This is a genomic window from Pseudomonas sp. E141 (assembly GCF_052659885.1).
In genome coordinates, this window is the sequence record NZ_CP084024.1 from 6,036,574 (window position 1) to 6,060,679 (window position 24,106).

The 24,106-nt window shown below is 60.3% G+C and carries 17 protein-coding genes; 12 read left to right on the forward strand and 5 right to left on the reverse strand.

The genetic code is table 11. The annotated features are described in order from the left end of the window. Positions 1-12: 12 nt before the first annotated feature. The 3 genes from GKKCFE_RS26975 to GKKCFE_RS26985 are packed head-to-tail and all read left to right on the forward strand — an operon-like array spanning position 13 to position 3,266. Complete coding sequence (locus GKKCFE_RS26975) at positions 13-1,524, forward strand: TolC family protein (RefSeq protein WP_076383244.1); 1,512 nt, start codon at positions 13-15, stop codon at positions 1,522-1,524. 12 nt (positions 1,525-1,536) lie between these two features. Then, a complete protein-coding gene (locus GKKCFE_RS26980; RefSeq protein WP_339492284.1) occupies positions 1,537-2,322 on the forward strand; it encodes an aspartyl/asparaginyl beta-hydroxylase domain-containing protein in 786 nt (261 codons plus the stop codon). Beyond that, positions 2,310-3,266 (forward strand): sulfotransferase family protein, encoded by a 957-nt coding sequence (locus GKKCFE_RS26985; RefSeq protein WP_445577318.1) that lies wholly within the window; start codon positions 2,310-2,312, stop codon positions 3,264-3,266. Before GKKCFE_RS26980 ends, GKKCFE_RS26985 begins: the two co-directional genes overlap by 13 nt. Before the next feature lie 427 nt (positions 3,267-3,693). Here the strand turns inward: GKKCFE_RS26985 and GKKCFE_RS26990 are convergent, their stop codons facing one another. The 3 genes from GKKCFE_RS26990 to GKKCFE_RS27000 form a co-directional block, all read right to left on the reverse strand. Continuing rightward, positions 3,694-4,077 (reverse strand): DUF6124 family protein, encoded by a 384-nt coding sequence (locus GKKCFE_RS26990; RefSeq protein ID WP_107323109.1) that lies wholly within the window; start codon positions 4,075-4,077, stop codon positions 3,694-3,696. A 426-nt stretch (positions 4,078-4,503) separates the two neighbouring features. After that, a complete protein-coding gene (locus GKKCFE_RS26995) occupies positions 4,504-5,265 on the reverse strand; it encodes a slipin family protein (protein ID WP_047226796.1) in 762 nt (253 codons plus the stop codon). Position 5,266: 1 nt separating this feature from the next. Then, positions 5,267-5,791 (reverse strand): NfeD family protein, encoded by a 525-nt coding sequence (locus tag GKKCFE_RS27000; RefSeq protein WP_047226797.1) that lies wholly within the window; start codon positions 5,789-5,791, stop codon positions 5,267-5,269. Positions 5,792-5,935: 144 nt separating this feature from the next. On the opposite strand from GKKCFE_RS27000, the gene GKKCFE_RS27005 reads away from it, so the two are divergent. The 6 genes from GKKCFE_RS27005 (at position 5,936) to GKKCFE_RS27030 (ending at position 14,869) form a co-directional block, all read left to right on the forward strand. Continuing rightward, the gene (locus GKKCFE_RS27005) at positions 5,936-6,181 is read left to right on the forward strand and encodes a DUF2789 domain-containing protein (protein ID WP_047226798.1); all 246 of its coding nucleotides are present in this window, start codon (positions 5,936-5,938) and stop codon (positions 6,179-6,181) included. Between the two features lie 213 nt (positions 6,182-6,394). After that, a complete protein-coding gene (locus GKKCFE_RS27010; RefSeq protein ID WP_047226799.1) occupies positions 6,395-6,976 on the forward strand; it encodes an alpha/beta hydrolase in 582 nt (193 codons plus the stop codon). Between the two features lie 46 nt (positions 6,977-7,022). Continuing rightward, the gene (locus tag GKKCFE_RS27015; RefSeq protein ID WP_445577319.1) at positions 7,023-7,946 is read left to right on the forward strand and encodes a sigma 54-interacting transcriptional regulator; all 924 of its coding nucleotides are present in this window, start codon (positions 7,023-7,025) and stop codon (positions 7,944-7,946) included. 259 nt (positions 7,947-8,205) lie between these two features. Continuing rightward, positions 8,206-9,150, forward strand: coding sequence for a hypothetical protein (locus tag GKKCFE_RS27020; protein WP_139048790.1), 945 nt, complete (start codon positions 8,206-8,208; stop codon positions 9,148-9,150). 28 nt (positions 9,151-9,178) lie between these two features. Beyond that, complete coding sequence (locus tag GKKCFE_RS27025) at positions 9,179-13,909, forward strand: RHS repeat-associated core domain-containing protein (RefSeq protein WP_445577320.1); 4,731 nt, start codon at positions 9,179-9,181, stop codon at positions 13,907-13,909. Positions 13,910-14,086: 177 nt separating this feature from the next. Beyond that, entirely contained in the window at positions 14,087-14,869 is a 783-nt protein-coding gene (locus GKKCFE_RS27030; protein WP_047226803.1) for a MetQ/NlpA family ABC transporter substrate-binding protein, read from the forward strand. Between the two features lie 328 nt (positions 14,870-15,197). On the opposite strand, the gene GKKCFE_RS27035 is transcribed toward GKKCFE_RS27030, so the two are convergent. Further along, positions 15,198-16,358, reverse strand: coding sequence for an AAA family ATPase (locus tag GKKCFE_RS27035; protein ID WP_445577321.1), 1,161 nt, complete (start codon positions 16,356-16,358; stop codon positions 15,198-15,200). Between the two features lie 142 nt (positions 16,359-16,500). On the opposite strand from GKKCFE_RS27035, the gene GKKCFE_RS27040 reads away from it, so the two are divergent. From GKKCFE_RS27040 to GKKCFE_RS27050, 3 genes are read left to right on the forward strand one after another with little or no spacing between them, the layout of a single operon-like run. Continuing rightward, positions 16,501-17,604, forward strand: a complete 1,104-nt coding sequence (locus tag GKKCFE_RS27040; protein ID WP_107323105.1) for an efflux RND transporter periplasmic adaptor subunit — start codon at positions 16,501-16,503, stop codon at positions 17,602-17,604. Then, the gene (locus GKKCFE_RS27045) at positions 17,601-18,665 is read left to right on the forward strand and encodes an efflux RND transporter periplasmic adaptor subunit (RefSeq protein WP_107323104.1); all 1,065 of its coding nucleotides are present in this window, start codon (positions 17,601-17,603) and stop codon (positions 18,663-18,665) included. Before GKKCFE_RS27040 ends, GKKCFE_RS27045 begins: the two co-directional genes overlap by 4 nt. Next, complete coding sequence (locus tag GKKCFE_RS27050) at positions 18,662-21,709, forward strand: efflux RND transporter permease subunit (RefSeq protein WP_160894070.1); 3,048 nt, start codon at positions 18,662-18,664, stop codon at positions 21,707-21,709. The genes GKKCFE_RS27045 and GKKCFE_RS27050 overlap by 4 nt, the downstream gene beginning before the upstream one ends. Positions 21,710-21,853: 144 nt before the next feature. Here the strand turns inward: GKKCFE_RS27050 and GKKCFE_RS27055 are convergent, their stop codons facing one another. Beyond that, positions 21,854-24,073 (reverse strand): heavy metal translocating P-type ATPase, encoded by a 2,220-nt coding sequence (locus tag GKKCFE_RS27055; RefSeq protein WP_445577322.1) that lies wholly within the window; start codon positions 24,071-24,073, stop codon positions 21,854-21,856. Positions 24,074-24,106 lie beyond the last annotated feature (33 nt).

The window sequence follows — 24,106 nt, forward strand, 5'->3', positions numbered from 1 at the left end:
GCAATCCAGGGAATGAATAGAAGTCAGAAGTTATTCGCAATGAGTGTGCTGGCGTTGACGGTCAGCGGATGTGCGGTCACCAGCGAGCCGATCGAGCGTAGCGTCAGCGAACAGCGCGCCCGGACCGATCTGCAGAATATGTACAAGGATCAGGAGCCCCTCAGCGGCCCGCTGACCCTGCACCAGGCCATGGCCCGTGCGGTGAAGTACAACCTTGAAGGCCGCTTGAAGATCATGGAAGAAGCCCTGGCCAAGCGTCAGCTGGACCTGGCCAGTTTCGACATGCTGCCGCGCATGGCCCTGGACGCCGGCTACGTGGGCCGCAACAACGTCAGCGCTTCCAGTAGCCAGAGCGTGGAAACCGGTACCCAGTCTCTGGAACCGTCGACCTCCCAGGACCGCGATCGCGAAGTAGCCGACCTGACCATGGTCTGGAACGTGCTCGATTTCGGCGTGAGCTACATCAGCGCCAAGCAGGCCGGGGACCAGCGGCTGATCGTGCAGGAGCGGCGGCGCAAGGTCATCAACACCATCGTCCAGGATGTGCGTTCGGCTTACTGGCGAGCCATGGCTGCCGAGCGCCTGCTCAAGCAGATCGACAGCCTGATGGTCCGAGTCGATACGGCCCGCGGCAACAGTCAGAGCATGAGCGAGCAACGCATCGGCGACCCGGTGCAGGCACTGGGTTACCAGCGCTCGCTGATCCAGGCCACCCGCCAGCTCGAAGAGCAGCGCCGGGCGTTGTCCCTGGCCAAGACGGAACTGGCGACGCTGATCAACCTGCCCCTGGGCACCGAGCTGACCTTGGCCACCCAGGATGAGTACGTCATCCCGGAACTCAAGGTCGACCTCGCGCGCCTGGAACAGGAAGCCCTGACCAGTCGCCCGGAACTGCGCGAGCAGGACTACCAGACGCGCATTACCGCCGCTGAAACCCGCAAGGCCATGCTGCGCCTGTTACCTGGGCTGGAGTTCTCCGCTGGGGGGCATTACGACAGCAACTCGTTCCTGGTGGAGCAGGGCTGGGCTGACTATGGCGTGAAGGTCACCTGGAATCTGTTCAACGTGATCTCCGCCCCGGCGGCCATCAACGTGGCCAAGGCCGGTGAAGAGGTCGCGGCGGCGCGGCGCCAGGCGATGTCGATCGCCGTGCTGGCGCAGCTGTACGTGGCCAATGCCAATTACCGCGAGGCGCTGCGCCAGTTCAAGACCAGCCAGCAGCTGTCGGAGATCGATGGGCAGATCGTGGGTCAACTGCGCAACCGCCATCAGGCCGCCGGCTTGGGTGAGCTGGACCTGATCCAGGGCGAACTCAATACGCTGCAGGCTGACTTGCGGCGGGATCTGGCCTATGCCGACCTGCGCAACGCCTATGGCCAGATCTTTGCCAGCGCTGGCCTCGACCCGTTGCCCGATGAAGTGCAATCGACCCAAGTGCAGTCCATTGCCACGGCGTTGGCCAACCGCGAAGCGGCGTGGGCCCAGGGCGATATCGCGGTGCCGACCGCGGCGGTGACCCAGTAACAGGCCGCACGCATGGTGCGCCCGGCGTTTTCCCGGCTGCCGGTAACGGTGAACCTGCCTTTGCTGTTGCAGGCACTGGCAGCCGTTGAGGACGATCATTGGCAAGGCCACTTCAACAGCGCGTACTACAGTGGTGACTGGAGTGGCGTGGCGCTGATTTCGGCGGTCGATGCCTTGACCCCGTTGTCTCCCGGGCGCGGTCAGCCCGTGCAGCGCGCGCTCTGGTCAGAGGATGACCGTTGGCACGAGGCGTTGCGCGACTGGCCGTTGGAGATCGTCTCGGCCCGCTTGCTGCGACTCGGTCCCGGCGGGTGTATCCACGAGCATCGCGATTATGACCTGGGTGGCGCGAACGCCGATCTGCGCCTGCATGTGCCGCTGCTCAGCCCGTCTGGCGTGGATTTCTGGCTGGATGGGCAACGCATTCCGATGACGGCGGGCGAATGCTGGTTTCTTGATCTGTCGCTGCCTCATCGCGTCGATAACCACAGCAGTCAGCCGCGGATTCATCTGGTGCTCGATTGCCGCCCCAGCCCATGGCTGCAAAGGCAGGTCGCCGCTGGGCTGCTCAGCACACCGGCAATCGGGGCTGAGCGAAGTGATCTGGTGTGCTTTGAGCAGCTCGTTGAAACCGATCCTCAACTCGCCCGGACTTTGCAGAGCCTGCATGACGTAGACGCTTTCATTGAGTGCGCAATCGCGATGGCTGCCGCACGCGATTTGCACGTTACCCGGGAGCAATTGCAGGCGGCCATGCGCAACGGTCGCCGGCAGTGGAGTGATCAGTGGAAGGCCTGAACCTGGACGGCTGGCTGCCGATCCGCGTGTGGCAAACGGCGGGGCAGTGGCGGGTTGACTGGTGCTGGTTCGGTGAGGCGCGATTGTCGCAACCGTTCTTCGGCGACGCGGTGGAACACGCCCTGCGGTTGCCCTTCAATCAGGCGTTCGGCCGCCAGACAGCCTTGAGCGCCCTGGACCAGTGGAGGCAACAAAGCCCAGGCCTGGCCCCGAGTGCATTCATCTTCCATGCCTCCCGCTGTGGCTCGACATTGATCAGCCAGATGCTGGCGCAACTGGACGACCACATCGTCATTTCAGAACCGCCGCCTTTGGATACTCTGCTGCGCAGTGATATGGCGCACGCTGATCGCTGTGTGGCACTCAGGGGGCTGATGTCGGCCTATGGGCAGCGCCGCCGAGGCGTGGAACAGCGGCTGGTGATCAAGCTTGACGCCTGGAACATCGGTGAACTGGCGCTGCTGCGCGAATGTTTTCCCGACACGCCTTGGTTGTTTGTGTACCGCGACCCGTTGGAAATCGCCGTTTCCCATTGGCGTCGTCCCGGTATGCACATGGTGCCGGGGATGATCGGGCCGAGCGTGCTGGACGACGGATTGCCCTTCAGCGGCCAGGAAGATTTCATCGCGCGCCGACTGGGTCGGTTGTTGCAGGTGGGGTTGGAGCGCTGCCATGAGTTTGCCGGGCTGGCGGTTAATTACGCTGAGTTGCCTGATGCGATGGCAGGGCGGCTGGCGGTGTTTTTCGGGCTGAATGACTCCCCGCGCCGGCAAGTGTTTGCCATGACGGGGCAGCATGCCAAGCAGCCGGGGCAGGCGTTTGCCGGTGACAGCGAGGACAAGCGTCGGGAGGCTTCGTCACGGCTGCGCGATCAGGTGATGCATTGGGCGCAGGGGTCCTATGAGGCGCTCGAAACCTGGCGCGTTGGCCGGCATCAATGTTGACTGACCCAGCGCTATCGCGAGCAGGCTCGCTCCCACATTTGTTTTGTGCTGGTTTGAGTATCCGCGACTACCCTCAATTCCCTGTGGGAGCAAAGCTTGCTCCCGAGGCGGCCTGACAGCCGGCCTAGCTCTCTCGGTTGTACGTCGACCAAACTGTGGGAGCGAGCTTGCTCGCGAAGGCGGCCTTATAGCCGACCTGGCTCTTGCGGGTGTACTCCAATCCAATTGTGGGAGCGAGCTTGCTCGCGAAGGCGGCCTAGCAGCCGACCTGGTTCTCCCGGTCGTACTCCAATCCAATTGTGGGAGCGAGCTTGCTCGCGAAGGCGGCCTGACAGCCGACCTGGTTTCTCCCGGTCGTACTCCAATCCAATTGTGGGAGCGAGCTTGCTCGCGATGGCGTCGGCACCGTTTGCATCAAAGCAAAGCTCTACCCCTTGGCCCCAGGCGCCGCCATTTCTTTTGTTTCCAGATGGTCCAACGCCCGTTCAACCAACAACTGAACCCCATCGGCCATGCGGCTGATCGCCAGGGCTACGCAGCGGCGTGAGTCATCGACATCGTCTGCCAGGTCGGCGGCGATGGTGCTGATGGAGAGCAGGTCTTCGGAGGCGTTGGCGAGCAGGGTTTCGGTGTCGATGTGGGGGGAGACGATGAAAAGCTGGTTTTTGTCAGGTTCAGGTGGGGATGAGGGTTGGGGCTTGAGGTAGTAATCGAGAGCGCGGGTGGCGGCTTCGTCTAGTTTTTTGGCTTCGAGGTTTTCGACGCGGGATTTCTGGCCGCTTTGCGGCGGATTCGGTGTTGCTTTGAACATAATGATTTCCCTGGAGGTGGAGCCGACACCCATCGATTGCACTTCGAAAAAGGTGGCAGCTGTACGTAGGTGTGCAAGACCGGTCCAGGAACCCGGCAGACCCGAAAGTCTCCCACGCGCAGCCGCCATAACAGTCGGCGAGCATAGAAAAATGCTCGGCGAATAGCCATAACGAATGCGTTCCTAGATCGGACTTGCACGTCCGTGTCACCGTTTTTTGCGATGACGGACAAAGGTTAGCGGCGCTCGAAATCGCTGCCTAGTTCATGAACAACGCTGCGTATTGAAGGAAATGTCCGAGGGTTTGGCGGGGGAAAAGATCAAAAGATCGCAGCCTTGGGCAGCTCCTACAGAAATGGGTGTAGGAGCTACCAAGGCTGCGATCCTTTGATCTTTCGCTTGGAATTCCATGCCCTGCGCAATTGATCAAGACTTGTTGGGCGACAACTCCGCCATCCCCTTGAGCAACTCGATTGGCAGCGGAAAAACGATGGTGGAGGTCTTGTCCCCGGCAATGGAGCCCAGTGTCTGCATGTAGCGCAGTTGCATGGCGCCAGGCTGGCGACCGAGCATTTCGGCGGCTTGCATGAGTTTTTCCGAGGCTTGCAACTCGCCTTCGGCGTGGATCACCTTGGCCCGTCGTTCCCGCTCGGCTTCGGCTTGCCGGGCGATGGCGCGGATCATCGATTCATTGAGATCCACGTGCTTGATTTCCACGTTGGCCACTTTGATACCCCAGGCGTCGGTCTGGGCGTCCAGCACTTGCTGGATGTCGCTGTTCAGTTGCTCGCGCTCGGCCAGCAATTGGTCCAGGTCATGTTTGCCGAGAACGGCGCGCAAGGTGGTCTGGGCCAGTTGGCTGGTCGCCATGAGGAAGTTTTCGACCTGGATAATCGCCTTCTGTGGATCGAGCACGCGAAAGTACAACACCGCGTTGACCTTCACCGAGACGTTGTCGCGGGTGATCACGTCCTGCGCCGGTACGTCGAGGACAATGGTGCGCAAGTCGACGCGGATCATCTGCTGCACCACGGGAATCAGCAGGATCAGCCCGGGCCCTTTGACCTGCCAGAACCGGCCGAGCTGAAAAACCACCCCGCGTTCGTATTCGCGCAGGATCCGGAACGTTGAAGCCGCCAGTGCTATCAACAGCAACAACAGCATCGTGAAACCGATTTGCATACCCATATCAGGCTCCTTGTGAATCAGCGGCGGCCACTTCCAGTAGCAGACCCTTGCGTGCGATGACCCGCACGGCCTGGCCAGGCCGCAGCGGCATCGCGCTTGTCACCTGCCAGCGTTCGCCTTCCAGCTGGATCCAGCCATGATGGTTATTGCCGGCCTGTAACGCTGTCACCGCCGTGACGCTGCCCAACAACGCGGCATCGCCGCTGACGGGTTGGCGCGGTCGGGTTTTCAATGCGCGGACCAGGAGGGCTATCAGCAAAAAGCCACTGATCAGACCCAGGACGATCATCAGTGGGACCGGTATATCGGCGTTGGTCAGAATGATCGCGCCAATGACGCACAGAATGATGCCGCCCAACCCGGCGACTCCGTAGTTGGGCAAGGCGGCCTCGGCGATCAGCAAGGCCACGCCCGCGGCAATCAGCCAGAAACCCAAGGGATTGGCCGTCAGTAGCGCGAGTCCGTCAGCCGCCAATGCGGGCCCGCTCATGGCCAGCAATGCGACCATCAAACAGCGAATGTTCACTGGATCCTCCGCAATGTGATTGGGAACTCTATCTAGAGTCTAGTTCACGCGTGGTTTGATCGAATTTTGATCAGTCTGGCGGTCGTCAAGAGGCTAGACTGCGGGGAGTAACCCAGCCATCCGATCTATGCTCAGGAGTCCCGCATGCAATCCCCGATCCACAGCCTGCCCGCGCTGTTCAAACAATTGGGCCTGTCTGACGACCCCGTTGATATCGACAAATTCATCACGACCCATTCACCCCTCAAGCCTGAACTGCACTTGGCTGACGCGTTTTTCTGGAGCACAAGCCAGCAGCAGTTACTGCGTGAAGAAATCCTTGAGGACGCGGACTGGGCGGAAGTGGTGGACCAGTTGAATGTGTTGCTGCGCAAGGGACGCAACGAGTGACACGGAAGCAGAACCTGCGGGAGCGGGCTTGCTCGCGAATGCGTCGTATCAGCCAGCATCACCGACAACTGGCCCAGCGCTTTCGCGAGCAAGTCCGCTCCCACAGAGAAAGGTTGTTATTCTTTACTGTTATTAATAAATAGCTTCTTATTCCTTAATCAATCTGGCTCGCCTCCCTATACTCGCCTGCAACAGACACGCGGGAGAGCACCCATGCGCAACGAATCGATTCGCTACCTGATTGTGCCGGGCTGGCAAGGATCGCCGCAAAACCACTGGCAAACCCATTGGCAGAACAGCCTGCCCAACAGTGCCCGGGTCGAGCAGGCCGACTGGTTGACCCCTCGGCGTGAAGACTGGGTGGCGGCGCTGGCCGAAGCCATTGCCGCCGACAGCAGGCCGGTGATCCTCATTGCCCATAGCTTGGGTTGCATCACGGTTGCCCATTGGGCGGCCAGCGCGCCGGTGCAGTTTCTGCAGCAGGTGCGCGGGGCGTTACTGGTGGCGCCGGCGGATGTCGAACGGCCGGCCTGCGCGCCTGCGTTGCGCAATTTCGCGCCGATTCCCACCGATCTGCTGCCATTTGCGAGCCAGGTGGTCAGTTCCGACAATGACCCCGCCGTAAGCGTTGAGCGCGCGCTTGAACTGGCGCGTCATTGGGGCGCCGAGGCCGGGATTCTGGCCGGGGCGGGGCATATCAATGTCAAGTCTGGCCATCAGCGTTGGGAGCAGGGTTTCGCCTATCTCTATCGTCTGCAAACCCGCATGGAGCACCACGCCCTGCGTCGCGCCTGAATTTTTTTGCCCTCCCGTCTCCCGGCGGTGGGGGCGGGAGTCTGCCATGAGCTTGCATGAAACACTGGGTCAGCCGTTGCTGACGTTTCCCGACGCACAAAAAAGCCCCCTGAGCATTCGCGCCAAGGCGTTGGTGTTCGTCGACCCGCGTTCGCGGCAACTACGCCACGCATTGGAGCAACTGGCGCCGCGCTCGATCGCGGTACTGATTCGCGGCCAAACCGGCACGGGCAAGGAGTTGCTTGCCCGTTACCTGCATCGTGAAAGCGCTCGCGGTGGGCTGTTCGTTTCGGTCAATTGCGCTGCGATCAGCCCGACTTACGCCGACGCCGAATTGTTCGGTTATGCCGTCGGCAGCCACAACGGCTCGGCCAGTAGCCGGGCCGGCTGGTTCGGCTCGGCCAATGGCGGCACCCTTTATCTGGATGAAATCGGCGATTTACCGCTGCCGATCCAGCTAAAATTGTTGGCGGCTCTGGAGAACCACGAAGTCATCCGCGTCGGCGCCCACCAGCCCAGCCCTGTGGATGTGCGCCTGGTTGCGGCCACCAGCATTGATCTGGCGCAAGCAGTGGCAGCCGGTAAATTCCACCAACGGCTCTATGACTATCTCAGTGAAGGTCAACTCGAGTTGCCGGCTTTGCGCGAGCGGGTGGGCGATATTCTGTCCCTGGCCGAGTACTTCCTGGGCATCTACAGCCAGCGCCTCGGCCTGGCGGTGCCGCTGATCAGCGAAGCCGCGCAGCACGCGCTGGAACGGCACGACTGGCCGGGCAATACCCGCGAGTTGGAGAACGTCATTCATTTTGCGTTGCTGGTGAGCACCGGCGATCAAATATTGCCGGAACATCTCAATTTACCGCATCAACCGACACCCGCAACGGTGATTGAGCAAATGGTTCTTGAGTTGATCAGGCAAGGTGACGGGCAACAACTTGAGCGATTAAAGACATGGATCGCCGGGATCTGATGCCTGCGTCAATAATGTTACTGAATCATTTGAGCGCTGATGATTTTTATATTGTCGGCGTTGTTGTTGCGCGGATCCCGTAAATGTCGGGGCTGTTTCATTTTGCGGCCAGTTATAAGTTGTCATTCAAATAATTTGTCTGGGTTTTGATCTTGATTGGTGGCGCCGTAGTGATGGTTAATTAAATGGCGCAAGCAATGTGGCGGCCGAACTTGAAGGCTGCCACTCTTCAATCAAGTAACGGACTAAGGATTTGAAAATGGAACTTAAGAATAATGAACCTGGCGTGGCGACATGGTCGGACCTGAAAACCTTTAAGATTTTTTCAGTCTCGGGCGGTAATCAGTTGTACCGCAACGGTTATCAGCAATTGAAGGTTAAAGTGGTTGTCGAGGTCGAAGACTGGCTCTGGGGCAGTGTCGCTCTAAGCCAGTCCGAGCTGGACTCCATTGTTCTGGTCGATGCATTGACCGGATTGGCATTGACCAAAGACCGGCACCGCGAAGACATCAAAGACTGGAGGTACACCGAGCGGGAGGACAGCCGTTTTCGCCAGCTTCCTCCGAATGGCCCTATCCAAGGCTCGGTGCCGTCGGGTGAGTTTGTTTACACCAAAGATTTTTATGTCACGACCCGTTCCGACACACCGATAGATTTACAGCTGTGCATCACGCGGGCCGATGGCAAAAAATTTCTATCTTCCAAGGCCAGCGAGTTTGGCTCTCTGGTATTGATTCCACTGGCGCCCGCTGTTTACCGAAGTGAGCAGTACTCTGTTCGCGCCATCCCCGCCTACTATTCCAGCCAATCGCCTGATATCGCGAAAGTCGAGGGTTTTGTCCTGGAGTTGATCGTTGACCAGCAGCGAATGGAATTTGTGGCGGACTTTTTTATGAGGACGCATCTTCAGATAGGAAGCTCGGACAATCGATACTCGGGTTATTACGTGGTGGGCTATGGCGCTGGTCGCGCAATACGAACGTCAGCCTATTTGAGTTGGGAACGGCCGGATGCGGTAGGAAGGAATTTAAGCGAAAAGGGCGCGGTTGCATTCGTTCTGGCGTTCGGAAAAAAGGGTGGGCCGGTGTGGGTCCGAGAGAATAGAAACAGTGCTGCACTGGAAATGCGTGATGTATTTGGAAATTTCCATCAACTGCGCGTCGGGATAACTGAAGAGACGTTGGCGGTCTGGGTCGCCCGGTAAATCAGAAACCATGTTCAAGGAAGAATAGATGAGTCGCTCAGTTTCATTCAAAGAGCAGTTAACTTCGGCTGCCTTCAGGTTTGATAGTTTCATTCGTTCGGGTGTTGATCCTCGTACCGGTAGTTATAGTTGCAGCGTGGCGCTGGATGCAGCGCCCACTGACGCAGCCGGCGGGTCGAAGCTACCGCTTACCCTTTCATATGATTCCTTCAATAATCAAAACATGGGTTTAGGCACCGGCTGGTCCCTGCGCACCTGCAGCTATGAGCAACGCCGACGCAAGCTGACGCTGTCGAACGGCGTGACCTATCAGCTTCTGGTCAGCGAAGGCCAGGCCACGTTCAAGGATAAAAAGCTCGATAACCTGAACGTTACGGTGCAAGGCGATGAACTTGTCATTGAGCACATCGATGGGCGGACCGAAATACTCTCGCGCCCCTCTGCAACGGCTGACGAGTGGCTGCTGACGCATGCGTATTGCCCCAATGGCACGCAAACGCGCTATGCCTACAGGCTCATTTCCGGACAGCGACGGCTGACGGAGGTTTATCACCAACATCACCGCCTGTTGAGTATCGACTATGCCCAGAACGGAGGAACGCCACCGACCATTACCTTGTGGCCGGATATGCCTTCAAAAAGACTCCAATACCGGTTCGCGCTCAACAATGAACTACTCCAGCGCATCATTCTGGTCACGGCCGAAAATAATCAGTTGATGTGGTCCTTTGGTTATCGGCGAATCAATGGTTTTTTGCTGATGACCAACGTCCAACAGCCAAGCGGCGCGCAGGAAACGCTCAGTTACAGGCCTGAGGGACATCGCTTGCCTACGGGGGCGCCGGTCTCTTCGTTGCCGGTTGTCGTCCAGTCGGTCATGTCCCCCGGCGGGGGGCAGCCGGCCATGATGAGCAAATATGAATACTCGCGCAGAAACTTTCTCGGGTTCGATTCGCGGGCGCTCTGGACCGCTGACAGTGATGTGCTTTATGGCTTGAGCGGGCAGTACGAGTACGCTTGCACCCAGATACAGATCGCCCTGGATGAAGGTGGTCAGCGTGAGGCGTCTCGCGTCACGCGTACCTACAACCGCTTTCATTCGATGATTTCGCAAAGAACGATCAGTGGCGGCAAGATGCAACTGCGGGAGATCGAATACCACGATGTCCCCAATAGGGCTTTCGAGGATCAGCCCCCACAGTTCCAGATGCAACGCGTGGTGCGCGACAGCTTCTTTGACAGCAGCGATGCCGCGGATGCGGGGCGCAGTAGAATCAGAAGCGAGGTCACCCGCACGTCCTATGATGAACATGGGAATCTGCTGGAAAAGACCAGTCCGAGCGGAGTGCGTGAAGTCTATGAATACTTCCCCGCACAAGGGGATGCTGACTGTCCTGCCAGTCCATTGGGCGTGCCGTCCTTGCTCAAACAGAAGTCCATTTTCGCTTCCCCTGACTTCGCTGCCGCGCCTACAACGGTGGTCCGTTACACCTACGCTGAGCTGCCTTCGTTACGTCCCGGTGGCGGCCGTTGTGTGCAGCTCGCCAGTGAAACACTGTACGAAGACGGCGTCAGCGAGCCACGGGTGGACTGTCGATTAAAGTACGTCAATGACGTCAATGACGTCTTCCATGCGAGGCTGCAAAGCAAAGTTGAAACGGTAGGCGGTGTGCGGACTGAATACCATTATGCCTACCAGCGTGAAAACGGGCATGTCCGCACCGACCAGACCTTTAGCGCCGAAGGCGTGAGGCACTTGCGACAGAGCTGGCATGACGAGTGTGACTGGCTGATCAAGACCCGTGAGTCCGGGGGCAGCAGCGTCAGCATGGAATACGACTCGCTGGGGCAACTGATCCGTGAAACGGTGATGCCAGGCACCGACAGCGCAGCGTCGCGTCAATTCACCTATCAACCGTTCACACCCGAAGATCCGTTTGTCACGGTCATCGTCACGGATTCGCGGGGTGTCCAGACAGCGACCCGCAGTGACGGGGTCGGCCGCACCATCAGCGTCCAGAAGCAGGATGTCGATATGCCTGGCGCGCCCATGCGCCTGATCTATCAGGCCGAATACGACAGCCTCGGGCGCCTGAAGGCGGATGAAGAAACCGACTGGTTCGAGGGCCAGGCGAAATCACTGAAAACCCTGTACGAGTATGACCCGTGGGGGCATCAGAGCCGCGTCCGTCGCCGTGGACAGGTGATCGTGCATGATGAGGTCGACCCGGTAGCGCTCACTCGCACACAGTGGATGGAAGGCGCCGGCAAGACGCGTACGTTCACGAACGTTTTTGGCAAACCGTCGCGCATCGAACGGGTGGACCTGTCAGGCGTTGTTCGAGAGGTCACCGCCTACGAATACGATGGGCTGGGACGGTGCATCAGGCAAAGGGCTTCTGACGGGGCGGTGACTCGCTTCAGCTACGATCTGGCGGGCCGGGTCCTGAGTACGGTTTTGCCCGACGGTACGGTCATCAAGAAACAGTACGCGGTACACAGCCAGGGTGACCATCCCACGCAAATCAGCGCCAATGACTACGTGGTGGGTAGCCGAACCTACGATGGGCTGATGCGTATTACGCTCAATCGCTCAGGTGGTCGCACTGAACGATTGGTCTATGAAGGCTCCAGCAGGAACGCTTCACAGAGGATCACTGCGGCCGGCAAAGTCCTGCGGTTCACCCTTGATCCGTTGCTCGATGATTGTGTCACCGAGCGCGCAGGCAGCCAGGCGCCGGTTTCGACAAGGCATCGTTTTGATCCGCGCACCGGCCTGCTCCAGGAGTCGGCCAACGCGCTGGTGCAGCGACGCATGGAATATTCTGCGTCCGGTCGGCTCAAGCAGGAAAAATGGGTAACTGCGCTCGACCGGTTCGAAAGTTCGCAAACCCACTCGTTGATGGGAAAGCCGATTTGCCATACAGACGTCAACGGCGCGGATCGCACCTGTCTTTATGACGAGACAGGACGGTTGTCGGGCATCACCCAAGGCCGAGTCTGCGTCGCCTACTCGTACAACGCTCAAGAGCAACTCAGTTGTATCACCGTCACCGACGCTCAATCGGGCCTGTCGATGGTCACCGACCTGGTGTACGACGAGTTTGGCCGCGAGGTTCTTCGACGTTCCTCCTCCCAGGAAAAAGACGTCCTGGAGTTGGCCCAGTCGTTCGGCCCCGGCGATAAGCTCAGCCAGCGCACGCTCAAGGTCGGGAACGTTCTCCTGCGCCTGGAATCGTTCACCTATGATCTGCGTGGCCGCTTGGAGCGTTACGCCTGCAAGGGTGAGCAGGCGCCCGTGGATACGCAGGGAAAAGTTATCGTTTCCCAGGATTTCACTTACGACTATCTCGATAACATTCGTCAGGTCACCACCCGTTTCGTCGGTGGCGAGAACATTGCGTACTATCGGTATGACCTGGCTGACAAAACGCAACTCAGTGCCGTCATCCACAGTCATCCCGACTATGTGGCGGGCAATACAACCTTCAGTTATGACGCGGACGGCAATCTGCTCAACGATGGGCAAGGGCGCAGGCTGCTGTATGACGAGTTGGGCCGCCTGGAAAGCGTGACGTCGGCGGACTCCAGATCGACGTTGGCCCGCTATCGGTATGACGCCTCGGATTGGCTCCATGCCTTTGAGCTGACGGGGGAGAAGGCATACCGGCGTTTCCACCATCAAGAGCAGTTGTGCAGCGAAGTGGCGGGTGACGAGAGGCGCAGCATCGTGCGCGAAGGGCGGCAGTTGCTGGCCCTGTTGCAAGGCCAGGAGACGGCGCTGTTTTGCACCGACGCTTATGGCAACGTCCTGCAGGCACTTTCCGGTGCAGACACCACCACGCAGGCTTATTCACCTTATGGGCAACGCCCGGTGTCCGACGGGTTGGGTAGCCTGTTCGGTTTCAATGGCGAGCCGCTGGACCCCGTGACGGGATGTTACCTGCTGGGTAATGGCTACCGGGCTTACGATCCGGTACTGATGCGATTCCACCGGCCCGACAGTTGGAGCCCGTTCGATGGCGGTGGCCTCAATCCTTATGCCTATTGCCTGGGAGACCCGATCAATCTCAGCGATCCGACCGGCCATATTTCTGCCTGGGGTTGGGTCAAGATAGGTCTTACGGCTGCTTTTGCTGTGGCTTCCGTCGCATTGACCCTTGCGACCCTTGGCGCATCCGCACCTCTGGTCGGGGTGTCATTTTCGGCCGCGACGGCGTTGACGCTGGAAGTGGTGTCAGGCGCGGCATCGATTGCATCGGTTGTGTTGACGGAGGCAGCCCCGGATGCCGTCGCCACGCAGATTCTCAGTTACACCAGTATTGCGCTGGGTGTCGTGTCCGGCGGGGCTTCCCTGGCGGGCAAGGTATTGGGCAAAGGCACAAGCGTGGCGTTGCAGAAAACCGTCGAGGCACTCGGTGATACTGTGACATTGAATCGTGGCAATGCCTTGCGTGCGGTACGTGTTGGTGAATATGCCAAGGCCGCGAGCCGTCTGGTTCCTGAAGGCGGTCGGCGTAACTTCATCGCTGTGCAAAACGACCTGAGGAATGTACTGACAGCCAAGGATGTGGTCGGTTATGTCAAATATCCGGTTGACGGCGTCAGGTACACGATCGATAGAGACCGGTACATCGAAAAAGCCAAAGAGTATCTCCAGCGCGCGGACGATTTTTTCGGCAGCCAGTCGCTTGGGCAGGCACAGGACGAAATCTATGGTGACGTCAGGAAGCGAAGCGCCGATATCCGATTTGCCTGACGAGGAAATTACGCCTGCTCATTTATGGCTTATGGGTATAAGCACCTCAATAAAAGATATTGTTAAGGCATAAAAAATATCGGTATCGTCCACATCACGCCAGCGATAGCACTTCGCTGGCACTTCCATTGTTTGACCGTGGTCCATGACGACGGTGATCTTCGATAAGGACACTGCATGAAAAAGGTTCTGTTATTCACCGCGTTGGCAGCAGCCCTGACCTCGGGTCTGGCCCAGGCGGCGGAGAAACTGGTCGTGGCGGCCACCCCGGTGCCCCACGCTGAAATCCTTGAGCTGATCAAGCCGGCCCTGGCCAAAGAAGGCGTGGACCTGCAAATCAAGGTGTTCACCGACTACGTTCAACCCAACGTACAGGTTGATCAGAAGCGCCTGGACGCCAACTACTTCCAGACCCTGCCGTATCTCAAGAGCTTCAACGAAGGCAAAGGCACCGATCTGGTGACCGTGATCGGCGTGCATGTGGAACCGTTCGGTGGTTACTCGAAGAAAGTCAAAAGCCTGGCCGAACTCAAGGACGGCGCGACCATCGCCATCCCCAACGAAGGCAGCAACAGTGGTCGCGCCCTGATCCTGTTGCAGAAGGCGGGCCTGATCGAGCTCAAGGACCCGAAAAACGCCCTGGCCACGCCCAAGGACATCGCCAAGAACCCGAAAAACTTTCAGTTCAAGGAGCTGGAATCGGCCATGCTGCCGCGTGTGCTGGATCAGGTCGACCTGGACATGATCAACACCAACTACGCCCTGGAAGCGGGTCTTAACCCGGCCAAGGATGCGCTGGTGATCGAAGGTTCGGATTCGCCCTACGTGAACTTCCTGGTGGCCCGCCCGGACAACAAGGACAGCCCGGCCATGCAGAAACTGGCCAAGGCCCTGACCAGCCCGGAAGTGAAGGCATTTATCGAGAAGAAATACAGCGGCGCGGTACTGCCGGCGTTCTGATCGAACAGCAAGGATTTGAAGTTTCAACGCCGACGGCTTTGCCAGCGTCGGCGTTTTTTTGTGCCGACGCTCAGAACCCGTCTTGATCGATGTAGCTATGCAGGCGGCTTTTTTAATGCGCGGCGCAGGGCCACGAGCAGTTTGACGATGTCGCGTGGGTCGAGGTGTTGCGGGGCTTTCACGTCAGCCATTGTGATCTTCCTTGTGATGGGGGCCAGGCAGTCTGGCCATAAGCTGCGGTTCCTTGGAGAGGTCCGTCGAGAAATAGACCCGTCCTACAGCCAGTGGAAAAATAGCCTTCTTACTTGGCCCCTGCAAATACCGTCGATCAATCCGGCCAGCTCCAGGCCGGCGCATCCAGTATTCCCTGGCCGACGATCCCGGTCTGGCCCAGATCTTTCTCCAGCACGATGCAATTGCAGTCGTTGTCCTGCTGCAAGGCGGTGATCAAGCGCCGGGCATGGGAGACCACCCAGACCTGACAGTGCGCTGAAGCGCGGATGATCAACCGCGCCAGGGCCGGCAACAGGTCCGGGTGCAGGCTGGTTTCCGGTTCGTTGAGCACCATCAGCGAGGGTGGGCGCGGGGTGAGCAGTGCGGCTATCAGCAGCAGATAGCGCAGGGTCCCGTCGGAAAGTTCGGCGGCCGACAGCGGGCGCAGCAAGCCATGTTGATGAAACTCGATGCCGAAACGCCCGCCTTGCAGTTTCTCGATATGCAGCCGGGCACCGGGGAATGCGTCGCTGATGGACGAGTGCAGGGCTTGATCGTCGCCGATCTCAAGAATGGTTTGCAGGGCAGCGGCCAGGTCACGCCCGTCGTGGTGCAGCACCGGCGTGCGGGTGCCCAGTTGCGGCTGGCGCGCCGGGGCGTCGGCGTCGCTGCGAAAGTGGTCATAGAAGCGCCAGCGACGAATGAACTCGCGCATCTGCAGCACCTTCGGTGAGGTGCGCAGGCTGCCGACCTGGTCGAACAAACTGTCAAAGGTGGGCGTGTACTGAGCCAGGACGTCCCAGGTGCGACCGTCCCGGGCACGGATCATGGGCCCGTTGCGATCCACCAGCAGGCTGGCGGGACGAAACACCGGGCCGGCCCAGATGCATTCGCGCTTGATTTCAGGGTCCAGCGAAAACGCGGACAAACTCGGTTCCGGCAGGCCGAGGGAAATCGAATAGCTGAAATCTTCCCCGGCAAAACCCAGGCGCAGACGTTTCGTGCTGAGCCGCACCGTAGCTCCGATGGGCACCTCGCCGTTGCGCATACGCCGGCTGATCACTTCCGGCCCGGCCCAGAAGGTCGAGTCCAGCCCGCCTTCGCGGGCCAGGGCGTTGACCACGCCACCCTGGGCGGTCTCCGCCAACAGGCGCAGGGCACGATACAGATTGGATTTGCCACTGCCGTTGGGGCCGGTGATCAGGTTCAGCCGGCCCAGGGGGATCACCAGTTTGTTGATCGAGCGGTAGTTGGCCACCGCCAGTGTCTTGAGCATGTGCAAATTTTTCCCGCTGCCGCAAAGGCACTAGTCTGCCTGATGGGTGTATCCATTGTGATCCTGTGGCAGGTGTTGAACCCTGTTCTAAGCTCACAGTCGTATCGTCACTGGTACGTCCGTACAACGCAAAGGAGTCTGCATGGCTGGTCCTCGAAGTAAAGTTCTGGTTGGCCTTGGCTTGTGTGTGGTGTTGGCCGGATGCGGTGATGAAAAACCCGAGGAAAAGGCCCTGCCGAGGGTTTTCGTGCAACAGGCCGTGCCCACCGAATATGCCGCCTCGGTGACCCTCACCGGTGACGTCCAGGCTCGGGTGCAGACCGATTTGTCGTTCCGCGTGGCCGGCAAGATCGTCGAGCGCAAGGTGGATGTCGGTGACCGGGTTTCGGCTCGACAGGTGCTCGCCCGGCTCGACCCCCAGGATCTGCAGACTCGTGTCGACTCCGCCCAGGCTCAGGTGGCTGCCGAACAGGCGCGGGTCAAGCAGAGTGCGGCGGCGTTCGTGCGCCAGCAAAAACTCTTGCCCAAGGGTTATACCAGCCAGAGCGAATATGACACGGCCCAGGCGCAACTGCGCAGCAGCCAGAGTGCGCTGACCGCTGCCCAGGCCCAGTTGGCCAACGCCCGCGAACAACTGAGCTATACCGCGCTGATCGCCGAGGCTCCGGGCATCATCACGGCACGGCAGGCGGAGGTCGGCCAGGTGGTGCAGGCCACGGAACCGATCTTCAGCCTGGCCCAGGACGGAGAGCGCGACGCCGTGTTCAATATCTACGAGTCACTGTTGCGCGAACCGCCCTCGGATCCCGCCATCGTCATCAGCCTGCTGGACAACCCGGCCATCAAGACCACCGGTACGGTGCGCGAGATCACCCCGGCGGTTTCCGCTGAAACCGGCACCGTGCAGGTCAAGGTGACGCTCAGTGAGTTACCCGAAGGCATGCGCCTGGGTTCGGTGGTCAGTGCCACCGCCAAGTCTGCCGGCAAGACCGCCGTGGAACTGCCCTGGTCGGCGCTGACCAAGAACCTTCACGATCCAGCGGTGTGGTTGGTGGACGATGCAGGCAAGGCGCAGTTGCACAATGTCACCGTCGGCCGGTATCTCACCGGTAAGGTCATCATCAGCGACGGGCTCAAGGGGGGTGAGACAGTGGTCACTGCAGGTGGGCAATTGCTGCATCCCGGCGTGCGCGTAGAGATCGCTGAAAATACCCATGAGAAATCCCCGACGGGAGTCCAGCCATGAAGCGTTTATGGATGGTCTCGGCTGGCCTGTTGCTGGCGGCGTGCTCGAAGGAAGAGCCGCCACCTGAGCCGGTGCGCCCGGTGTTGTCCATCGAGGTTCGCGCGCTCGACCAGCAAGCCCTTGGGCGCTTCGCGGGCAGCATCCAGGCCCGTTACGAGACCAATGTGGGGTTCCGCGTGCCGGGACGGATCGCCAGCCGCAACGTCGATGTCGGCGCCGAAGTGAAGAAGGGTGATTTGCTCGCTACCCTCGACCCCACCGATCAACAGAACCAGTTGCGCGCCGCCCAGGGCGACCTGGCGCGGATCGAGGCGCAGTACATCAACGCCCAGGCCAATGCCCGTCGCCAGCAGCAGTTGTTCGACCGTGGTGTCGGCGCCCAGGCGCAACTGGACATTGCCCAGACCGACCTGAAAACCACCGCGGCCTCCCTGGAACAGGCCCGTGCATCGGTGGAGCAGGCTCGCGACCAACTCAACTACAGCCAGTTGCACACCGACCACGATGCCGTCGTCACGGCCTGGAATGCCGAGGCCGGGCAGGTGGTCACTGCCGGCCAGCAAGTGGTGACCCTGGCGCGCCCGGACATCAAGGAAGCGGTGATCGACCTGCCGGCCGGCCTGGCTGAGCGCCTGCCCGCCGATGTCGTGTTCGAGGTTGCCGGGGAACTGGACCCGAGCATCCGCACGACCGCCACCGTGCGCGAGATCGAACCCCAGGCCCAAAGCGCCACCCGCACGCGCCGCGCACGGCTGACCCTGGGCGATACACCGCCAGGCTTTCGCCTGGGCACGGCCATCAGCGTGACCCTGAGCTCAACCATCGAGCCGCGCATCGAGCTGCCGCTCAGTGCCTTGCAAGAGGTTGATGGCACAACGCGGATCTGGCTTGTCGATCCGCAGAGTCAGACCGTTTCCCCCCGAGAGGTGAGGATTCTCAGCCGCTCCACCGACTCGGTGCTGGTGGCCAATGGCATCAAGCCCGGCGACCGTGTGGTCAGCGCCGGTGTGAACAGCCTCCAGCCGGGGCAGAAAGTGAAACTCGACGAGGACGCACGATGAAAGGGCCTTTCAACTTATCCGAATGGGCCCTGCGGCATCAGTCGTTTGTTTGGTACTTAATGTTCGTCGCCCTGTTGATGGGGGTGTTTTCCTACATGAACCTGGGGCGCGAAGAAGACCCCTCGTTCACCATCAAGACCATGGTCATCCAGACTCGTTGGCCTGGCGCGACCCAGGAGGAAACCCTCAAGCAGGTCACCGACCGCATCGAGAAAAAACTCGAAGAGCTCGACTCTCTCGACTATGTCAAAAGCTATACCCGACCAGGGGAGTCGACGGTGTTCGTGTACCTGCGCGATACCACCGACGCCGAGGAAATCCCCGGGATCTGGTATCAGGTTCGCAAGAAGATCGACGACATCCGTGGTGACTTCCCCCAGGGCCTGCAGGGCCCGGGATTCAACGACGAATTCGGCGATGTGTACGGGTCGGTCTATGCCTTCACCGGCGACGGGCTTTCGATGCGTCAGTTGCGCGATTATGTGGAGCAAGTGCGCGCCGAAATCCGTGAGGTACCGGGCCTGGGCAAGGTCGAGATGGTGGGTGAGCAGGATGAAGTCCTGTACCTGAATTTTTCGACCCGCAAGCTCGCCGCGCTGGGTATTGATCAGCGCCAGGTGGTGCAGAGCCTGCAATCCCAGAACGCTGTGACTCCCGCCGGGGTGATCGACGCCGGGCCGGAGCGGATTTCCGTACGCACTTCCGGGCAGTTCCAGTCGGAAAAGGACCTGGCCAACGTCAATCTGCGGCTCAATGATCGTTTTTATCGACTGGCTGACATCGCTGACATCAGTCGCGGTTATGTCGACCCCGCGACCCCAATGTTTCGCTTCAATGGCACGCCGGCCATTGGCCTGGCCATTGCGATGAAGAAGGGCGGCAACATCCAGGAATTCGGCAAGGCACTGCACGCGCGCATGAACGAACTGACCGCCGATCTGCCAGTGGGCGTCGACGTGCATACCGTGTCGGACCAGGCCGAAGTGGTGGAGGAAGCGGTCGGCGGTTTCACCAGCGCGTTGTTCGAGGCGGTGATTATCGTGCTGGTGGTCAGCTTTATCAGCCTTGGCTTACGGGCCGGGCTGGTGGTGGCCTGCTCGATTCCGCTGGTATTGGCGATGGTCTTTGTGTTCATGGAATACAGCGGCATCACCATGCAGCGGATTTCCCTCGGTGCGCTGATCATCGCCCTCGGTCTGCTGGTGGACGACGCGATGATCACCGTGGAAATGATGGTCACGCGCCTGGAGAAAGGTGAAACCAAGGAGCAGGCCGCGACCTTCGCCTACACCTCAACGGCGTTCCCGATGCTCACCGGGACCCTGGTGACCGTGGCCGGGTTCGTGCCCATCGGCCTGAACGCCAGCTCCGCCGGCGAGTACACCTTTACCCTGTTTGCAGTCATTGCCGTGGCGATGCTGGTGTCGTGGATCGTCGCGGTGCTGTTCGCCCCGGTGATCGGCGTGCACATCCTCAGTACCCATGTGAAACCCCACAGCAACGAGCCAGGACGGATCGGCCGGGCTTTCAATGGCGGCTTACTGTGGGCGATGCGCAATCGCTGGTGGGCCATTGGCATCACCGTGCTGCTGTTTGCGTTGTCGGTGTTTTGCATGCGTTTTGTGCAGAACCAGTTCTTCCCGTCTTCGGACCGCCCGGAAATTCTGGTGGACTTGAACCTGCCGCAGAACGCTTCGATGGACGAGACCCGCAAGGCGGTCGATCGCCTGGAGGCGACGCTCAAGGGCGACCCGGACATCGAGCGCTGGAGCACCTACATCGGCGAGGGCGCGATTCGTTTCTACCTGCCGCTGGACCAGCAGTTGCAGAATCCGTACTACGCGCAACTGGTGATCGTCAGCAAAGGCCTGGAGTCGCGCACGGCCCTCACCGAACGCCTGCAAAAGCGTCTGCGCGAGGACTTCGTCGGCATTGGCAGCTACGTGCAGGCCCTGGAAATGGGCCCGCCGGTGGGGCGGCCGATCCAGTACCGGGTCAGCGGCAAGGACATCGACCAGGTGCGCAAGCACGCCATCGAACTTGCCAGCGAACTGGACAAGAACACCCACATCGGCGAAATCATTTATGACTGGAACGAGCCGGGCAAGGTGCTGCGTATCGACATTGCCCAAGACCGGGCGCGGCAACTGGGCTTGTCTTCGGAGGACGTGGCCAGGCTGATGAACAGTATCGTCAGCGGTTCGCCGGTGACCCAGGTCAATGACGACATCTACCTGATCAACGTGGTCGGTCGTGCCGAAGACGCCGAGCGCGGTTCGCCGCAGACCCTGCAGAACTTGCAGATCGTCACGCCGAGCGGCACCTCCATTCCGCTGCTGGCGTTCGCCACAGTGCGCTATGAACTGGAACAACCCCTGGTGTGGCGTCGCGACCGCAAGCCCACCATTACCATCAAGGCCGCGGTGCGCGATGAAATCCAGCCCACCGATCTGGTGAAGCAACTGCAACCGGCCATCGATCAATTCGCTGCCGGTCTGCCGGCGGGCTACAAGGTCGCCACCGGGGGGACGGTGGAAGAAAGCAGCAAAGCCCAAGGGCCGATTGCCAGCGTCGTGCCGCTGATGCTGTTTTTGATGGCGACCTTCCTGATGATCCAGCTGCACAGTGTGCAGAAAATGTTCCTGGTGGCCAGCGTCGCGCCCCTTGGGTTGATCGGCGTGGTGCTGGCGCTGGTGCCGACGGGCACGCCCATGGGTTTTGTGGCGATCCTCGGGATACTGGCACTGATCGGCATCATCATCCGCAACTCGGTGATCCTGGTGACCCAGATCGATGAGTATGAACGTGACGGGTACGAGCCCTGGGATGCGGTGGTGCAAGCCACCGAACATCGGCGTCGGCCGATTCTGCTCACCGCGGCCGCCGCGAGCCTGGGGATGATCCCGATTGCCCGGGAAGTGTTCTGGGGGCCGATGGCCTACGCGATGATCGGCGGGATCATCATCGCCACCCTGCTGACGTTGTTGTTCCTGCCGGCGCTGTATGTGGCCTGGTACAAGATTCGCGAGCCCAAGCGCGACTGAACAGGCGTTGAATCATTGGGGCTGCGGTGCAGCCCCATCGCGAGCAGGCTCGCTCCCACATTGGATCTCGGTTGTACACCACGTGTGGCCGCTGAGATCTACTGTGGGAGCGAGCCTGCTCGCGATGCGGGTGCCTCATCACCTCTATTTACGCAACAACCGCAACCCATTGAACACCACCAGCAAACTCACCCCCATGTCGGCAAACACCGCCATCCACATGGTGGCAAACCCGGCAAAGGTGAATCCCAGAAAGATCGCCTTGATGACCAGCGCCAAAGCGATGTTCTGTTTCAGGATGCTCGAAGTCTGCCGTGACAGGCGGATGAACGCCGGGATCTTGCGCAAGTCATCGTCCATCAGGGCGACATCGGCGGTCTCAATGGCGGTGTCGGTGCCCGCCGCCGCCATGGCGAAGCCGATCTCCGAGCGCGCCAGGGCAGGGGCGTCGTTGATGCCGTCGCCCACCATGCCGACCCGGTGACCCAAGGCATACAGATCCTCGATGGCTTGCAGTTTGTCGCCCGGCAACAGATCGCCTCGCGCCTGATCCATGCCCACCTGGGCGGCAATCGCCTCGGCGGTATGAGCGTTGTCGCCGGTGAGCATCAGGGTCTTGATACCCAGCTCATGCAGTTGCTGGATGGCTTCGCGGCTGGAGTCCTTCACCGTGTCGGCGACGGCAAACAGCGCCAAGGGGCCTGAGTGGTCGAGCAACAGCACCACGGACTTGCCTTGTTTTTCCAGGGCGAAGAGCTTCTCTTCCAGCTCGGCAGAGCACAGGCCCAGGTCTTCCACCAGACGGTGATTGCCCAAATGATAGGTCTGGCCGTTGATATCGCCGCGTACCCCGCGTCCCGGCAGCGCTGCAAAGTTATCCACAGCGTGCGGCGCCTGCTTTTTATCCACAGCTGCGTTGGCGATTGCGTGGGAGACCGGATGGTCGGAACGGGCGGCAAGACTGGCGGCCAAAGCGGGTGCCGTCGCTTCCACTGTCGGGTCGAGTGGAACGTAGTCGGTCTGCACCGGCTTGCCATGGGTGATCGTGCCGGTCTTGTCCAGGGCCAGATAGTCGAGCTTGTGGCCGCCCTCCAGATACACGCCGCCCTTGATCAGAATGCCTTTGCGCGCTGCTGCGGCGAGGCCGCTGACAATGGTCACCGGGGTGGAAATCACCAGCGCACACGGGCAGGCCACCACCAGTAACACCAGCGCCCGGTAGATCCAGTCGAACCAGGTCGCCCCCATGAACAGCGGCGGGATCACCGCCACGGCCAACGCCAGGGCGAACACGGCCGGGGTGTAGATTTTCGAGAACTGATCGACGAAGCGCTGGGTCGGAGCGCGGGAGCCCTGGGCCTGCTCCACGGCGTGGATGATTCGCGCCAGGGTGGAGTGGTCGGCTGCGGCGGTCACGGTGTACTCCAGTTCGCCGGCCTGGTTGATGGTGCCGGCGAAAACCTTGTCGCCCACAGTTTTTTCCACCGGCAGGCTCTCGCCGGTAATGGGCGCCTGGTCGATGGTAGAGCGACCGGCGACGATGTCCCCGTCCAGACCCACCCGTTCGCCTGGGCGAACCCGCACCCGTGCGCCGAGGTTGATGGCCTTGACCGCTTGCACCTGCCAGGTGCCATCGGCCTGTTGCACGGTGGCCTGTTCCGGGGCCATCTGCATCAGGCCGCTGATGGCGTTGCGTGCCCGGTCCAGGGACTTGGCCTCGATCAATTCAGCCACCGTGAACAGGAACATCACCATCGCCGCTTCCGGCCATTGGCCGATCAGCACCGCACCGGTCACCGCGATGCTCATCAGTGCGTTGATGTTCAGGTTGCGGTTTTTCAGAGCGATCCAGCCCTTCTTGTAGGTACCGAGACCGCCGCTGAGGATCGACACCAACGCCATTAGCGCGACCACCCACTCCGGCGCGGCGCTGGTGAAGTGGATCACCTCGGCACCCAGTGCGGTGACACCCGACAGCGCCAGCGGCCACCAGGGCTTGGCCGGAGCGGGCAATTCGCTGGTTTCTTTTTCCTGGCCCGGGGCCAACGGCTCGGCCTGCATGCCCAGGGACTGGATCGCATCAATGATCGGCGAGTCGTTGGGCAAGTCGTGAGTCACGCCCAGCACGCGATTGATCAGGTTGAATTCCAGTTGTTGCACGCCTGCAAGTTTGCCGAGCTTGTTCTGGATCAGCGTCTGTTCGGTGGGGCAGTCCATGGCCTGGATGCGAAAACTGCTCAGCCGAGCGCCGTCCGTCGGGGCCTTGCCGAGCTTGACCACCGACGGTGCCGCTTTGGCTGAGCAGCAGGAATGCCCGTGGTCATGGCCGTGGTCGGGCTTGTGGGTATGAATGGAATCGCTCATCGGGTTACGTCCGTGAAAAGTGCCTGTTGCAAA

Excerpts from the sequence above, each read along its gene's own strand:
- GKKCFE_RS27020 (WP_139048790.1), top strand. The coding sequence starts at position 8,206 with ATGGAACTTAAGAATAATGAACCTGGCGTGGCGACATGGTCGGACCTG.
- GKKCFE_RS26980 (WP_339492284.1), top strand. The coding sequence starts at position 1,537 with ATGGTGCGCCCGGCGTTTTCCCGGCTGCCGGTAACGGTGAACCTGCCT.
- GKKCFE_RS27035 (WP_445577321.1), bottom strand. The coding sequence starts at position 16,358 with ATGCTCAAGACACTGGCGGTGGCCAACTACCGCTCGATCAACAAACTG.
- GKKCFE_RS27055 (WP_445577322.1), bottom strand. The coding sequence starts at position 24,073 with ATGAGCGATTCCATTCATACCCACAAGCCCGACCACGGCCATGACCAC.
- GKKCFE_RS27010 (WP_047226799.1), top strand. The coding sequence starts at position 6,395 with ATGCGCAACGAATCGATTCGCTACCTGATTGTGCCGGGCTGGCAAGGA.
- GKKCFE_RS27050 (WP_160894070.1), top strand. The coding sequence starts at position 18,662 with ATGAAAGGGCCTTTCAACTTATCCGAATGGGCCCTGCGGCATCAGTCG.
- GKKCFE_RS27040 (WP_107323105.1), top strand. The coding sequence starts at position 16,501 with ATGGCTGGTCCTCGAAGTAAAGTTCTGGTTGGCCTTGGCTTGTGTGTG.
- GKKCFE_RS27005 (WP_047226798.1), top strand. The coding sequence starts at position 5,936 with ATGCAATCCCCGATCCACAGCCTGCCCGCGCTGTTCAAACAATTGGGC.
- GKKCFE_RS27030 (WP_047226803.1), top strand. The coding sequence starts at position 14,087 with ATGAAAAAGGTTCTGTTATTCACCGCGTTGGCAGCAGCCCTGACCTCG.
- GKKCFE_RS27025 (WP_445577320.1), top strand. The coding sequence starts at position 9,179 with ATGAGTCGCTCAGTTTCATTCAAAGAGCAGTTAACTTCGGCTGCCTTC.
- GKKCFE_RS27015 (WP_445577319.1), top strand. The coding sequence starts at position 7,023 with ATGAGCTTGCATGAAACACTGGGTCAGCCGTTGCTGACGTTTCCCGAC.
- GKKCFE_RS26990 (WP_107323109.1), bottom strand. The coding sequence starts at position 4,077 with ATGTTCAAAGCAACACCGAATCCGCCGCAAAGCGGCCAGAAATCCCGC.
- GKKCFE_RS26975 (WP_076383244.1), top strand. The coding sequence starts at position 13 with ATGAATAGAAGTCAGAAGTTATTCGCAATGAGTGTGCTGGCGTTGACG.
- GKKCFE_RS26995 (WP_047226796.1), bottom strand. The coding sequence starts at position 5,265 with ATGGGTATGCAAATCGGTTTCACGATGCTGTTGTTGCTGTTGATAGCA.
- GKKCFE_RS27045 (WP_107323104.1), top strand. The coding sequence starts at position 17,601 with ATGAAGCGTTTATGGATGGTCTCGGCTGGCCTGTTGCTGGCGGCGTGC.